Genomic DNA, 13,239 nt, shown 5'->3' on the forward strand with positions numbered 1-13,239 from the left:
CGTATATTATTTAGTTGAAGTTCTAACATACGAAACTGTAAACAATTGCATTATAAAGGTATTTACTCATCGCATCTAATGTGTAAATACCTTTACCATTTAAAATTCAGATACAACTTTATTTATTCTACAGATAATAATTTTTCCATGATCATCACATCTACATGCTCGCCGTCCATTATTCCCTGCTTTTCAAACACTCCTACTTCACGATAACCCATTTTACGATATAAACCTTGACCTAGATTATTAAAAGAAAAAGTGAACAAAACAAATTTATAGAATTCATTTTGCTGTCCGGTCTTTTCTAAAGCCAAAAGTAATTTTTGCCCCAAACCTTTTCCACGATATTCTCTCTTTATGTATATAGATAGCTCCCCTACACCTCGATAAGCACAACGATGACTATATGGATTAATGGAAGCCCAACCGACAATATGAGAATTCTCTTCCATGACAATTACCGAATATCTTTTTTCTCGTTGAAATAGCCATTCCATCACATATTTATCTGTTTTTATTTCTGTCTCTAAGGTCGCAATACGATCCTCAATACCCTCATTATAAATAGTCATAATTTCTTGTACATCTTGTTCGGTTGCTTTTCTAATCTCCATACCTATCTCTCCCTTATACCCCTTATTCACCTTATATTTTTAAGTAGCTTATTAACTTTCTCACAACAAATTCAGCATCTGACCCAACTCCTCTTAATGTCGCAGAAGAAAACGAACGCTGACCTTCCAAGCCAACATAATACACCCCTCGGACTTCTGTACTTACACCAGCTATTTGTAAAGGTTTCCCTTCTGAGTCCAGTGCTCCAATAGCATTGAAGTAAGAGAGATTAGGATGATAGCCTGTTGCAAAAATGACCGTATCAATTGGCTCCTTCTTCCCATCCGGCCAAACTACACCATCGGCGTAAAAAGATGTAAACATAGGCTTTTGATCTGGATTCCCCCTAGCTAATCGGTCCTTGTAATCACCTAAATCGATGACTCCGCCTGAACTCGGTGCGGTTTTTCCAAATCTCCAAAATGGAAAGGTATCTATGCCTAATACCTTAAGCCAAAAATGTAAATCCTTCCCCCACACTTTTTGTTTCATGAGTTGAACAGGCTTTCGTACAGCTAAAGATACTCTACTTACATCGGCCAGTTCAAGCGCAATTTGGACAGCTGAATTTCTCCGCCCCACCACCACTACTCTTTGATTGATATAATGATTCGGGCTCCGATACATAGCGGAATGTATAATATTCCCCTTGAATTTCTCTTGATCCTTTATTATCGGATTAAACGGACTGTGGAAAGAGCCAGTTGCATTTATAATAGTTCTAGTCAGAAATGTCTTTCCAGAGACTGTTTGAACTTTAAATATTTCATCTTCTCTTTCTACAGATACAACTCGCTGATTTTTCATTACTGGCAGTTGGAATTTTTTCGCGTAATTTTGCAAGTAATCAATTACTGCATTTCTCGTAGGGTACTCATTGGGATGTGCTGGGAATTTCAATCCAGGTAACGATGAAAAGCGTGCTGGAGAAAACAATTTCAGACTATCATAATAGTTAGGCCAAGATCCTGCTGCCTGCTCACTCGCTTCTAATATTAAAAATTGTAATCCCTTTTTTTGAAGGTGATAACCAGATGCAAGACCAGCTTGCCCTCCTCCGATTACAATGGAATCTAATATTTCTTTCATCTATATCCCACCTTTTAATTTTATTTGTATTTTACAACTAATAAAAAAGGAATTATTTCTCTGAGAACTTACAGCATACATTGAATTCGATATCAATGCGCTCAATGATAAAACGATGGCAATCTCTAAATTCATTAATATATAAGAAGATTTCATATGAATATTCATTTACTTATCAATCAATCGTCCATGCTGCATAAGCCTCTTTAAAATGCATTTAATTAAGTTGTTTCAATTCTTGATAAGCTTCAAGGAAATTCTGATAAGTTTCTTCTCCTAAACTATTAACTTGGAGTCCAAAAATACTTTGAAAAAGATAATCTTTTGCTTTTTCAACGTTACATTGGTGGGCATTCATTATTAATCGCATATAGGATAAAAAATAACTCTTTTTCAAAGTACCTGCATGATTAATAATCATTTCATTGTGTTCCCCTTTCAAATTTGATTATTCTATAAGGAAACGTAAAATAAATTACGTCTCCTTACAGGTACTTTCTTTAACAACACGAATCTGTTCCACAACCTGAATCATTGACTTTATTAGGTGTTAAATTTACGCTACAAACACCAGTCTCCGGCAAATCAAGTTCAACTTTTTCTGCTGATTCATAGTCTCCAGTAAGATATGCGACGATAGATCTAACTTGTTCATAACCTGTTGCCATTAGAAATGTCGGTGCCCTACCATAACTCTTTGAACCTACAATGTAGAAATCTTTTTCCGGTTGGCGAAGCTCTTTTTCACCATGAGGTCGAACTGTACCACAGCTATGCAAATTAGGATCAATAAGTGGCGCTAATGTTGCTACGCTTTCAGTAGCAGAATCAATAGAAGTACGTATTTCACTTATTATAGATAAGTTAGGACGGTTACCTGTATTTACAATCATCTCATGAACATCATTAATTTTTATTTCTTGTTCTTCTTGATGACCTACAATATCCATTCCATCTTTTGTTCTAACTACGTGTTGAATTTTATATGGTGTGATTACTTCCACACTCCCTTCATCAACTAATTGATGAATACGGCTACCTAAGGCACCACGTGCTTCAAGAGCATCTTTTTCCTCTCCACCATAAGCTTCTTCCGCACGTTGTTTCCTCATGATCCAAACAATATTAGTTTTTGGATTGGATTCTTTTAATGTAGCTAACTCCAATAAAGCATTGATTGCGGAATGACCACTTCCAACAACAGCTACTCGCTTATTTGCATATCGTTTTTGCTCTTTTCCTAAAATATCTGGAATTCCATAAAAAATATGTTTTTTGAGAGATTGTTCTGCTTTCAACCAAATACCATTAGAATTTGCAGGATTCGGATTTCCCCACGTACCTGAAGCATCTAATACCGCTCTAGCTTCATAAACTTGAAGTGCACCATTTTTTTCTGTATAGATCACGAATGGCATTTTTTCACGATTCGCTGTTTTCATTTTATCTGTATCTTTTCTACCTATAGATAGTACTTTAGTATTCAAGTGGATAAATGGTTTAATTTCTGGAAGGTTCGCAAGCGGCTGTAAGTATTGTTCTACAATTTCTTTCCCTGTTGGTAATGCTTTTATGTCTGGCGATTCCCAGTCATGTTGTTCAAGAAGAGCCAGAGCTTCTTTATCTACGTTATATTGCCAAGGTGAGAATAACCGTACATGGCCCCATGTAAGAATGTTTGATCCTATTTTTTCTCCAGCTTCTAATAAGATAAATGATTCACCATGTTTTGCTAAGTGTGCTGCCGCTGCCAACCCTACGGGTCCGCCCCCAATAATGACTATTGGTAACTGTTTTATTCTCTGCATATCAGTATTGTTTTGTAATGTTTGATTTTCTGTTCCGCAACACTCTTGTACTTTGAATGAAAGTTGAATAGGTTTCATGAAAAAATCCTCCTTATTTTATCTAAAATTGTAATTGTAGTTCGTTAATCGGATTCTTTAAATCAAAAAAAATTGATTTAAAAGCCAAAATGATTATTCAAGTTTAATCACTTATCAAAAAGTTATGTTAATCAAGAAAAATTGATTTAAGATATATTAAAATGCTATTTCATCCCAACCAAAGTTATGACATAGGACGAAATATACAGCATAATTGCTCAGATAATAGTGCATCTACTTCTTTTTTATTAATGTTATAGTAACTCCATGTTCCTTTTGTTTCTTTCGTAATAAGGTTCGCATCAAGTAAAAGTTTTAAATGGTACGAAAGTTTTGATTGTGGTAACTCAAGAACACCAGTTAAATCACATACACAAGTTTCTCCACGCTGACACAATTCGTACAAAACGTGTAACCTTTTTTGATCTGCCAATGCTTTAAACTTCTTTTCATACGTTTCAAAGGTTTGGGCAGTCGATTGAGTGTACAATTTAATTTCTTTCATGGTAATTTCCTTTCATCAATTTTTTTTGATATTTATAATATATACACTTTTCATTACTTTTACAACTGATAAATCAAAAAAAATTGATTTATTAGTTGTAAAAAGCATTTAGTTTATAAAGGTATAACTTTACGAATATTTTATTTTCATATATCTAAAGATAAAAGTAATCCTGGATACGTCTGTAAAGCGTTTCGAAATGTACACTTTTCTAGTATAAGATTGATTAGGAAATTATATTTCATTACAACCATAAATTCTTCGAAAAATAGTAAATTATATACCGATATAAATGCTGATTAATAAGTAATAATACTATATTCTTCTCTATTTACCTATACATATATTTTTACTAATTTATTATGATATAGACGTTGATTTAAAAGTAATTAATTAAACTACAGCATCCATCCAAGTGTTTTTATTTTGCAAAGAAAAAAGCCCTGAATAGGGCTATATGATTTCCTTCATACCGCATTGACGACATTCTCTTAAAAAGATGAAATCTTTAACAGAACTTTTGAATGAGGTATTGCCGCAATTATCACAGCGACCGCTAATTATGTTATCAAGACTTAAATTGAAAAAAGATAGATAAATAAAGGGACATAACATATTAGTCATATAAAATATGTTATGCCCTTTTTTCTTTAACTTACTCTCCTGTTAACTTTATAAAATACCCATTAAATTTTCCCCAAAATTGTTCTAATGAAAGTAGTTTTCTCTTCTGTATATTTTTGTCTATTATTTTTATTTAACTTTGCTAAATTAAGTTTGAGCCGTTGATATTCAATTCTTGCTTCATCATTATCTCTCAAGTAATCTCTGAACTTTAGCTGTTCAAGTAAATGTTTATTTCCACATTGATGCATGTGGATTTGATGGGTTCTTGGTTCACCCTTACTAAAATAGTGTCTATCAGGCAAAATATTTGTTCCTCTATACGAATATCCCAACTTCTCTAAAGGTGAGGAAGTATTTGCACCATCTTTAAAATCTTTGATTTCTATGGCTATGTCAATAATTGGTTTTGCACTTAAATGTTTTACTGATGTACTTCCTATGTGGTGAATATTCATTATATATTCCCCTATTTTATCTTGTATTTTTTCTTTCTCTGATAAAAAATTTTTATTCCATTCCTCTGTCCAAGGAACTAAGAATACCTCACCTTTTGGCAAGCCTAACATCGTATTCCCCCTTTTAACGCTAATACCGTTTTTAAAACAGTTGAAACATTATACCATATTAAAAGACTCTTTTAATACTCTGCCCGTTAGTTGAAGAAGAAATTGAGAACGTTGTTCTCCCTTATAACTTTTTGTAAACATATTAAACTATATTTTCAATATCATGTTAATAATTCTAATATATACGAGAAAGAGGATAGCATGCTCTTATATTGAACATACTATCCTCTTATTAGTTTAGTCTATTTAAATTTTATCAGGGAACTCTTTATATGTGTATATTTTACTTAGATCGTATTCTTGTTTAGGTTGTTTAGGTTCTTTATTTTCCATTTATTTCACCTGCATATCAATATAAATTAATATAACTTAACCATAATAACATGAAGTGTTCACATAGTGGATGCTTTTTTATTTTGAAAAATGATAAGGAGTGAGGATAGATGCATTTAACTAAGCTCGAAAAGGCCGCTGTTATTGGGGTAATTCTAAAGTGCTTTTTAGATATTAGATCTTGCTAATTAATATAGGACTCTATTTATATAGCAAGCTCATTAATTATTTATCGAAAATCCGCTAATTTTGAATAAAAGGGGTTTCACCACATTGCCATCAAGCTAAGAAAAGCAAATACCCCAAAATGAGAAAATTGACATCTTCAGGTGAAAATGCGAATTTTTTTTTTGGGGTATTATAAAATTCTTAAGTTTATAGGCATGTGTGTGGGACCCCTAGCAGCACAAAAAAGAGATGTGTAGGGAACCATCAGCAACCACTCCCGCAAAGGAAACTGCCATGACAATGCTTGCGTTGAATCATTCTTCTCTCATTTTAAATCTGAAATGTTTTATCTTAATTATTATCAAACAAAAGAAGAACTAACTCAAGCTATTGAAACATACATCTATCATTACAACTACAAACGATTTCAAAAAAGGCTTAACTATCGAGATTCGGTATTCAATCGGCGCTCGATAGTTAAGCCTTTTTACAGTTATCTACTTGACGGGGGGAAACCAAGTAATACTATCAGTATATCCAATTTTAGGAGATTACTTGCAAGAGCTTTAGAGTTTTTGCACCAGAACCAAAGAATGAACCAACTGAAAATATTAAGAGCGTGTTTTGATTAAACTTTTTTTAAAACACGCTCTTTTCTATGATCGTTTATCAAGGTTATTAGTATCAATTTGATCAAACTTTATTTTAAAGCAACATTTATAGGATGCAGTTCAGTTCATAATTTAAAGGTTTTTTATGTTTTTGCGATATTTCGTTTTAGATGAACTGATTTTTATTGAGGATTTATAAATTTTATTTTTTAATTAGATTTATTTTTATTCAGTTTTTAATAAGGAAATTACTCCAATCACGGTAAAAAAGCAACTTAGAAAGATACTAAGTATTATAAGATAAGAATTGTTTCCCTCTATTGTACTCAATGGATAATGCCACATACCTAAAAAAGAAGCTTGATAATAAGAAATCAAGCTGAAGAAAAATCCAGCTATCCCTATACTTAAAGAAGCAGCAATTGATTTAAACTTTATTCCTATTAATACTTGAAATGAAATTACAGGCATACTGCAAACCCATGAGATTAAACATGAACTTATAATACTGTTCCAAGGTAATGGAGTTTCTTGGAACAGTATTATATTTATAAAAATTGAACAAATACTTAGTACGATACATCCTGTTAATATAAGAAGTTTAATAAACAATAGATGATTTATATAGAAGCTAACTCGAGAAATAGGTTGTATCATTATTATTTTCCACATGTTATTAGAATAAAAAACGTTTGAAGATAGAGAAGTTAAAATGGTTAGACCTAACGGTAAAAACATGTATAACCATCCAAAGTCAGGTAACAAGTGCAAGCTTTCTTTCTGTTGTTCAAAAAATAAAATAAATAAAGTGAGTAAAGAATATATAATAGGAATAACTATAGCTAAATAAATGACAGAAGTACGTTTTGCTTTAATTAGCTCTGCATGTAACAATCTTATTGAAAGCATCAGTAATTTAAGTCCCTTCTTTAGTTAATATTTTTTAACTTACTAAAGTATGATGTTTCTAGTGTTTGCTTTCGAATATTTATACCTTTTAAAGATACTCTGTTAGATAACATTAAATTTGTAATTATGGGTATATCGGATTCTGATCCCCGTACCTCTATCAGATGCTTGTTAATTGACACTTGATAAGACATGGATTTTAAAAGGTGAATACACTCTTCTGTGTCATCAGAATGTATAGAAATAATTGTAGAGTTATTCCTCATTAGTTCGTTCATTGTTCCTTGAAAACGCAAATTACCTGATTCTATAATAGCAATATGTGTTGCAATTTGCTCTATCTCTGAAAGTTGGTGACTAGAAATAAAAACTGTATGACCAGTATTTTGTAATCGTTGAATTAAATTTCTTATTTCTAAAATGCCATTAGGATCTAAACCGTTAGTTGGTTCATCTAACACAAGTAGAGAAGGGGAGTCTAAAAGTGCAGTAGCAATACCAAGTCTTTGTTTCATTCCTAAAGAATAATGTTTAACTTTACTTTTACCTACGTCTTTTAATCCCACAGATTTCAAAGATTTGTCTATTTGCTTATATGAAAGTCCTCTTAATTTACAAATATACTTTAAATTTTCCACACCATTCAAATGTTCAAAAGCACTAGGAGTGTCGATAAATGCTCCTATCTTACCTAATAAAGGTATCTTATTTTTTTGTATGGATTCTCCAAATAATTTAATTTCCCCACTGCTAGGAGTAGAAAGACCTAATAACATCTTTATGAGAGTAGTTTTTCCTGCACCATTTGGACCTAGTAATCCAAAAATACTTCCTTGGGGAACTTGAAGATTTATTTGATCAATAATAATTTTTTTATCATACTTTTTTGATAAATTATATGTTTCTATAACATTCTTAGTCACCATTTTTTATTACTCCTTTTAATAAAAGATAGGTTGTTACCATTCTCTTTTCCGAAAAGAAAGTGAGCCACCTAATATATAAATGGTTGAAGTTATAGCAACAATTATATAAAGGCTAAATAAATCTACTCTAGGAGAAAATTGTGTGCCCTGTGGCATCATAGTATAAAAAGGTATTGTAGAAGGAAACCAGCTACCTAAGTTAGAGTGCATTCCTGTTAATAATAAATTAGGAATTATCAATCCAAGTACAATTACTAAGGAGGCACCAAAGTTTCTAATATATATAGAAATCCAGGATTGTAATGCCAACAAAGGAATAATAGCTATAATACCCCCAACTAAACTTTTAAATATGGAAAATAACGGTAACGATCCTTCTACTCCTAAAATTTGACCAACAATAAAATAACTTAGAAAGAAGAACAATTGAGTAATCACTAAAAATAAAAAAACCCATATTATTTTCGATAAATAAATATAATGTTTAGGTATAGTTGCGGTCAAAATATTTTTCCAACTATTATTATTATGTTCATAACGATATAACAAGGTCGTGAACAAACCAGCTAACAAAGGAAAGAAAAACATCGAATGGAAATTAGCTGCATAAGTATAATAACTATTCCAATTTAATGAAAAGTCTTGACCCAAGGCAATAAAAGAAATAAAGCTATTCATTAATGTTTCACAAATGATTAATAGAAAGAAAAAATACCATTGAATTTTTATTTTTTCTGAATTTAGGCTGCGTTTAAACATTTATTGACTCCCTTTTTCTTAATGAGCTTCTTGTTTAGAAAACTTTACTGCTCCTAAAATGAAAATTAATACTCCCAACAATAATCCTTTCCAAACCCAATTTATAGAATAGGGTAATAATGGAGTGGATAATGGAGGATATGACCAAGGTAAGAAATTAAGCATAACTGAAGAAGAACGTGCTAAGAATAAACTTAAAACTGCTCCAATTACCCCAATTAAAATAGGTATGGCTTGATTTTTAATGCTTAGCGACAACCATAATTGAATAGCAATAGTAGGTAGAGAAGCTAAAAACGAAAAAGATATTTGTTTCAAGAGTAAAGTCCAAATTATTTGATCAAAGCCTGCAAAGGCTGACCAGATTAAAATAGAACCTAACAGTATTAAAAGGCTTGTAATAGCTAATAAAGAAATTACTAATATGGTTTTGCTAAAAAAAATCTGGATTTTAGAAATTGGAAGTGAAAATATCTTTTTCCAGCTATTAGAATCGTGCTCATTTCCTGCAATAATTGACGATAAAAGAGTGGCTATAACCATCAGAGTAAAATGGAGAAATAAATTTAAAATGGCAACTATGAAAATGCCTTTTGATTCACTTACTTTATCGCTCCAAAAATACGATTGAACAGATACTACTATACTTAAGCCCATACTTCCAATTAAAATAGTACCTAATACAGGTATCTTCTTTAATTTTAGCCAATCTGCTAATAAAAGGTGAGATATCATAAACTTTGCCCCTTTCCGGTTAAGTTTAGAAAGATATCTTCTAATGATCTTTTTTGCTCGTTAACTTTATAAATAAGATTCTTCTCCAATACCAAAGATTCAACAATTTTGGCGATATCTTTACGGCTAATGGAGTTTACAAGAAGGCCATTAGATTTGTTATCTACTTCCCAGCCTTGATTTTTTAATTGTGCATAAGCTAATTCAGGGTTACCGACTTCAAGATAAAGTTGAGATTTATTTTTATCTTGTAAAACTTCTAATTTATTCTGAAAAACTAAATTGCCTTCATTTATAATCCCAACATGTGTAGCCATGGCGTTAATTTCACTTAGTAAATGACTAGAAACCATCACTGTAATACCAAACCGCTTAGGCATTTCAATAATTAATTCTCTTATTTCCTGTATTCCTGAAGGATCTAGACCATTAGTTGGTTCATCTAATATTAGCAACTGTGGTTCACCTATTAATGCAGAGGCAATACCTAATCGCTGTTTCATACCCAGGGAATAATGTTTGACAGGTTTCTGTGCTTCCTTAGTTAAGCGTACTAATTTCAGCACTTCATCAATTCTGCTTTTTTTTATGTCTAACATAGTAGCTATTACTTCAAGGTTTTTGTATCCACTTAAGTGTCCATAGTATGAAGGAGATTCAACTAGAGATCCAACTTTAGATAAAATAGAGGATCTATTCTTTAATAAATCGCTATTAAAAATTTCTATTTTGCCATTAGAAGGTTTAATTAAACCCAGTAGCATCTTAATAGTGGTTGTTTTACCTGCTCCATTAGGTCCTAAAAATCCGTATATACTTCCTTCAGGTACCTCTAAGTTTAAGTTGTTAACTGAATTTATTTTTCCATGCTTTTTTGTTAAGTTTCTTGTTTTAATTACATATTCATTCATTAATTTTTCACCTCGCTTATATTCTACTAAACTTAAGTAAACATAAGGTAAACACAAAACGAACAGGATACTAATAATTAATTATTGGTATCCTGTTTATTTTGTGTCTGAACAAGAATATATTTATGTTAATAGGGTAGCGCCAATATAAGTCTAATTCAGCAGACTAGACTGTGCGGTTTTTCCGTTACCATCATATTGGGGAAGAATATAAAGATATAGCAAGAAAAATAAGCTAACAAGTTTAAGGAAAACGATATAAAGTATGCTGTTCTACCATTTAACTGAGTTTTACGGATGCTAAAGAGCTACATAGCTATCGATACGCTCGTTTCCGAGGAATAAATTCTGTCCAAATACAGACTTACCTCACCATAATATGAAAAAAATAGTCCTCAACCTGANNTCAGGTTGAGGACTATTTTTCTTATTTCTATCATTTTTTCGTGTTTTTCACTCATTGAAAATTCAATTTTCAATGAGTGTTGGAAACTCTAAAAAATTCCCAAACACTCTGAGGATACTAATAATCAATTATTAGTATCCTGTAAACTAATTTTGATTAATGTACCTTCATTAATTTTACTTTTGACGCTAATTTTACCTTGCTGAGAAACGATGAAAGATTGAGCAATACTCATTCCTAAACCACTGCTATGGGAACGATTGAATTTAGAATTTCTATAATACTTTTCAAATAAATGTTCTAAAGTATCTTCATCCATCCCGATTCCATTATCTTTTATGTATATATTAAGGTGCTCATTGTAAGAAATACGAATTGATATGTTTGTCCCTGGAGGATTATGAACGAGTGCATTTAGTATAAGGTTAGATAATGCTCTATTCATAAGTTTCTTGTCTATTTTCATATGTAAAGAATAAATGTTTGTTTCAAAGCTTAGATTATAACCTTCTGCAAGGGGGCTGTTGGCCATATCAATTACAATATTTTCAATGAAATCTATGATATCAACATCCTTTAATGAAACAATTAAATCTCCATTCTCAGATTGAAATAAAAGATTCATATCATCAATAAGTGATTCTATATGGAGAGATTTTTCATAAATTATTTTTAATGAATTCGACTTTTCTTCCTCTGACCATTTGTAATCAGATGATAATAATAAACTAGAGTAAGCTTTAAGATAGGAAAGTGGGGTCTTTAAATCATGAGATACACCGGATAACCATTCTTTTTTAGATTGATCTAATTGCTGTTGCAACTTTTGGTTCTGCTCTAAAGTATGGGCTAGTTTTTCCACATGACTTTCCAACTCTTCAAAGTATGGAGTTGTCTTTCTCAACCATTTAGGCATGACTTTTTTTAAGTAAGGCATATAAGTTTTTTTGTAGGGTCTTTCTAGATTCCCTTGAGATAGACCCTTAATCCAGGAAATTAAGTAAAACATAGGCTGTATTACATACCAACTATATAAACCTGCAAATATGACGAATGCAATACCAAATATTATAGCAGCATAAATATGAAAATAAGGCGTCGATATAACAAAGTTAGTTAGTAGTTGAGCTAATATAATATAGATAAATAGCATAAAGAATGCTAATAAACCAAGGACCCTAGTGAAGTGAAAAATAAAACGAAAAAGTATTTTCAATTCTGTTGCTCCTCATTTTTTAATATTAATTTATAACCCAATCCCCGCACATTTACTAAGATAGAGGGCTTTTTAGGATCTGCTTCTATCTTCTTTCTCAATCTAGAAATATGAATCACCACTGTTTTTTCATCACCAATGTAAAAATCCCCCCAAACTTGTTGATATAATTGTCGAACGCTAAATATACGATTAGGATGGTTACATAAAAAAATTAGGAGCTCAAATTCTTTAGCAGGACATTCAATATGGGTTTTACCAACAAGAATTTGACCGGATTCTTCCAATACTTGAACATTATTGTTTAGGTTAAATCTTTTTTCTTCAGAGTTTTTTGGTTTATTTGCTATAAACTCTTGTCTTCTTAAGTTTGCTTTTACTCGTGCAATTACTTCTAAAGAATTAAAAGGCTTTGTTATGTAATCGTCGCCTCCAATAGTTAATCCCATAATCTTATCCATGTCAGTTCCTTTAGCAGTTAGAAATATAATAGGTGCATTTATTAGAGTTCTCATTTGTCTACATACTTCTAAACCGTCTATATCAGGTAGCATAATGTCTAAAATAATAAGATCGAAAGAGTGCTCTTTAATTTTATTTAGAGCTTTTACCCCAGTTGTAGCTGTATGTATATTTTGAAAACCATCCTTTCTTAGTGCTAACTCTAGTACATCTAATAGACCTTTTTCATCGTCAACTAATAGTAAGGAATAATTCATAATGCCCCTTCTTTCCTAAAAATAATAATATATCCTACTGATATTATATCGAACAAACAAAAAAAGCACTTATTTTTTAATAAGTACCTTAATACAGATTTCTATTCAATTTAATTAGTTAAGTAAATATAAGTTTTTATTTACTTCGTGTTTACTTTCATTTGGCATAATAACGTGTAGGAACATAGTTAAAGTTAATTGTTAGCTATAGAAAGTGGTGTATATTGAAAAATTTATCTTTTATAAACATACACG

At 31.4% G+C, this 13,239-nt stretch carries 13 protein-coding genes and 3 pseudogenes; 2 read left to right on the top strand and 14 right to left on the bottom strand.

The features are described from left to right. Positions 1-122: 122 nt before the first annotated feature. From COE49_RS20700 to COE49_RS20725, 7 genes and pseudogenes are all read right to left on the bottom strand, one after another. Positions 123-617 (bottom strand): arsinothricin resistance N-acetyltransferase ArsN1 family A, encoded by a 495-nt coding sequence (locus COE49_RS20700; protein ID WP_088232989.1) that lies wholly within the window; start codon positions 615-617, stop codon positions 123-125. Between the two features lie 31 nt (positions 618-648). Continuing rightward, on the bottom strand, positions 649-1,707 hold the full coding sequence (locus COE49_RS20705; RefSeq protein ID WP_088232990.1) for a flavin-containing monooxygenase: 1,059 nt from the start codon (positions 1,705-1,707) through the stop codon (positions 649-651). A gap of 217 nt (positions 1,708-1,924) precedes the next feature. Then, positions 1,925-2,128: a hypothetical protein gene (locus COE49_RS20710; protein WP_088232991.1), complete on the bottom strand. Its 204-nt coding sequence runs from the start codon at positions 2,126-2,128 to the stop codon at positions 1,925-1,927. 79 nt (positions 2,129-2,207) lie between these two features. Then, positions 2,208-3,593, bottom strand: a complete 1,386-nt coding sequence (locus COE49_RS20715) for an FAD-dependent oxidoreductase (protein WP_088232992.1) — start codon at positions 3,591-3,593, stop codon at positions 2,208-2,210. A gap of 184 nt (positions 3,594-3,777) precedes the next feature. Continuing rightward, positions 3,778-4,098, bottom strand: a complete 321-nt coding sequence (locus COE49_RS20720; RefSeq protein WP_088232993.1) for an ArsR/SmtB family transcription factor — start codon at positions 4,096-4,098, stop codon at positions 3,778-3,780. 453 nt (positions 4,099-4,551) lie between these two features. Beyond that, positions 4,552-4,653: pseudogene (locus COE49_RS28125) on the bottom strand (DUF8096 family protein); the annotation flags it as partial. A 131-nt stretch (positions 4,654-4,784) separates the two neighbouring features. Further along, on the bottom strand, positions 4,785-5,291 hold the full coding sequence (locus COE49_RS20725) for a GrpB family protein (RefSeq protein WP_098946048.1): 507 nt from the start codon (positions 5,289-5,291) through the stop codon (positions 4,785-4,787). Positions 5,292-6,061: 770 nt separating this feature from the next. Between COE49_RS20725 and COE49_RS28375 the strand changes: the two are divergent. After that, positions 6,062-6,235: pseudogene (locus tag COE49_RS28375) on the top strand (IS3 family transposase); the annotation flags it as partial. Between the two features lie 393 nt (positions 6,236-6,628). Here the strand turns inward: COE49_RS28375 and COE49_RS28380 are convergent. The 5 genes from COE49_RS28380 to COE49_RS20760 are packed head-to-tail and all read right to left on the bottom strand — an operon-like array spanning position 6,629 to position 10,643. Beyond that, positions 6,629-7,312 carry an ABC transporter permease gene (locus tag COE49_RS28380; RefSeq protein WP_098946049.1) on the bottom strand — a complete coding sequence of 228 codons (684 nt, stop codon included), beginning with the start codon at positions 7,310-7,312 and terminating at the stop codon, positions 6,629-6,631. A 20-nt stretch (positions 7,313-7,332) separates the two neighbouring features. Next, positions 7,333-8,238, bottom strand: a complete 906-nt coding sequence (locus tag COE49_RS20745; RefSeq protein WP_088232995.1) for an ABC transporter ATP-binding protein — start codon at positions 8,236-8,238, stop codon at positions 7,333-7,335. A gap of 33 nt (positions 8,239-8,271) precedes the next feature. Beyond that, a complete protein-coding gene (locus COE49_RS20750) occupies positions 8,272-8,997 on the bottom strand; it encodes an ABC transporter permease (protein WP_098946050.1) in 726 nt (241 codons plus the stop codon). An 18-nt stretch (positions 8,998-9,015) separates the two neighbouring features. Further along, positions 9,016-9,732 (bottom strand): ABC transporter permease, encoded by a 717-nt coding sequence (locus COE49_RS20755; RefSeq protein WP_098946051.1) that lies wholly within the window; start codon positions 9,730-9,732, stop codon positions 9,016-9,018. Next, a complete protein-coding gene (locus COE49_RS20760; RefSeq protein WP_088232998.1) occupies positions 9,729-10,643 on the bottom strand; it encodes an ABC transporter ATP-binding protein in 915 nt (304 codons plus the stop codon). The genes COE49_RS20755 and COE49_RS20760 overlap by 4 nt, the downstream gene beginning before the upstream one ends. Before the next feature lie 191 nt (positions 10,644-10,834). Here COE49_RS20760 and COE49_RS20765 point away from each other — a divergent pair. Then, a pseudogene (locus tag COE49_RS20765) lies at positions 10,835-11,017 on the top strand (IS5/IS1182 family transposase); the annotation flags it as partial. A gap of 156 nt (positions 11,018-11,173) precedes the next feature. Here COE49_RS20765 and COE49_RS20770 read toward each other — a convergent pair. Next, positions 11,174-12,265: a sensor histidine kinase gene (locus COE49_RS20770; protein WP_088232999.1), complete on the bottom strand. Its 1,092-nt coding sequence runs from the start codon at positions 12,263-12,265 to the stop codon at positions 11,174-11,176. Then, entirely contained in the window at positions 12,262-12,987 is a 726-nt protein-coding gene (locus COE49_RS20775; RefSeq protein WP_140417514.1) for a response regulator transcription factor, read from the bottom strand. The genes COE49_RS20770 and COE49_RS20775 overlap by 4 nt, the downstream gene beginning before the upstream one ends. Between the last annotated feature and the right edge of the window lie 252 nt (positions 12,988-13,239).

The sequence above is a fragment of the Bacillus sp. AFS029637 genome, assembly GCF_002584985.1.
Classification (GTDB): domain Bacteria; phylum Bacillota; class Bacilli; order Bacillales; family Bacillaceae_G; genus Bacillus_A.

Bases quoted from the DNA above. Each gene is read 5' to 3' on its own strand.
- COE49_RS20745 (WP_088232995.1), bottom strand. From the start codon at position 8,238: ATGGTGACTAAGAATGTTATAGAAACATATAATTTATCAAAAAAGTAT.
- COE49_RS20715 (WP_088232992.1), bottom strand. From the start codon at position 3,593: ATGAAACCTATTCAACTTTCATTCAAAGTACAAGAGTGTTGCGGAACA.
- COE49_RS20705 (WP_088232990.1), bottom strand. From the start codon at position 1,707: ATGAAAGAAATATTAGATTCCATTGTAATCGGAGGAGGGCAAGCTGGT.
- COE49_RS20760 (WP_088232998.1), bottom strand. From the start codon at position 10,643: ATGAATGAATATGTAATTAAAACAAGAAACTTAACAAAAAAGCATGGA.
- COE49_RS28380 (WP_098946049.1), bottom strand. From the start codon at position 7,312: ATGCTTTCAATAAGATTGTTACATGCAGAGCTAATTAAAGCAAAACGT.
- COE49_RS20720 (WP_088232993.1), bottom strand. From the start codon at position 4,098: ATGAAAGAAATTAAATTGTACACTCAATCGACTGCCCAAACCTTTGAA.
- COE49_RS20710 (WP_088232991.1), bottom strand. From the start codon at position 2,128: ATGATTATTAATCATGCAGGTACTTTGAAAAAGAGTTATTTTTTATCC.
- COE49_RS20700 (WP_088232989.1), bottom strand. From the start codon at position 617: ATGGAGATTAGAAAAGCAACCGAACAAGATGTACAAGAAATTATGACT.
- COE49_RS20750 (WP_098946050.1), bottom strand. From the start codon at position 8,997: ATGTTTAAACGCAGCCTAAATTCAGAAAAAATAAAAATTCAATGGTAT.
- COE49_RS20755 (WP_098946051.1), bottom strand. From the start codon at position 9,732: ATGATATCTCACCTTTTATTAGCAGATTGGCTAAAATTAAAGAAGATA.
- COE49_RS20725 (WP_098946048.1), bottom strand. From the start codon at position 5,291: ATGTTAGGCTTGCCAAAAGGTGAGGTATTCTTAGTTCCTTGGACAGAG.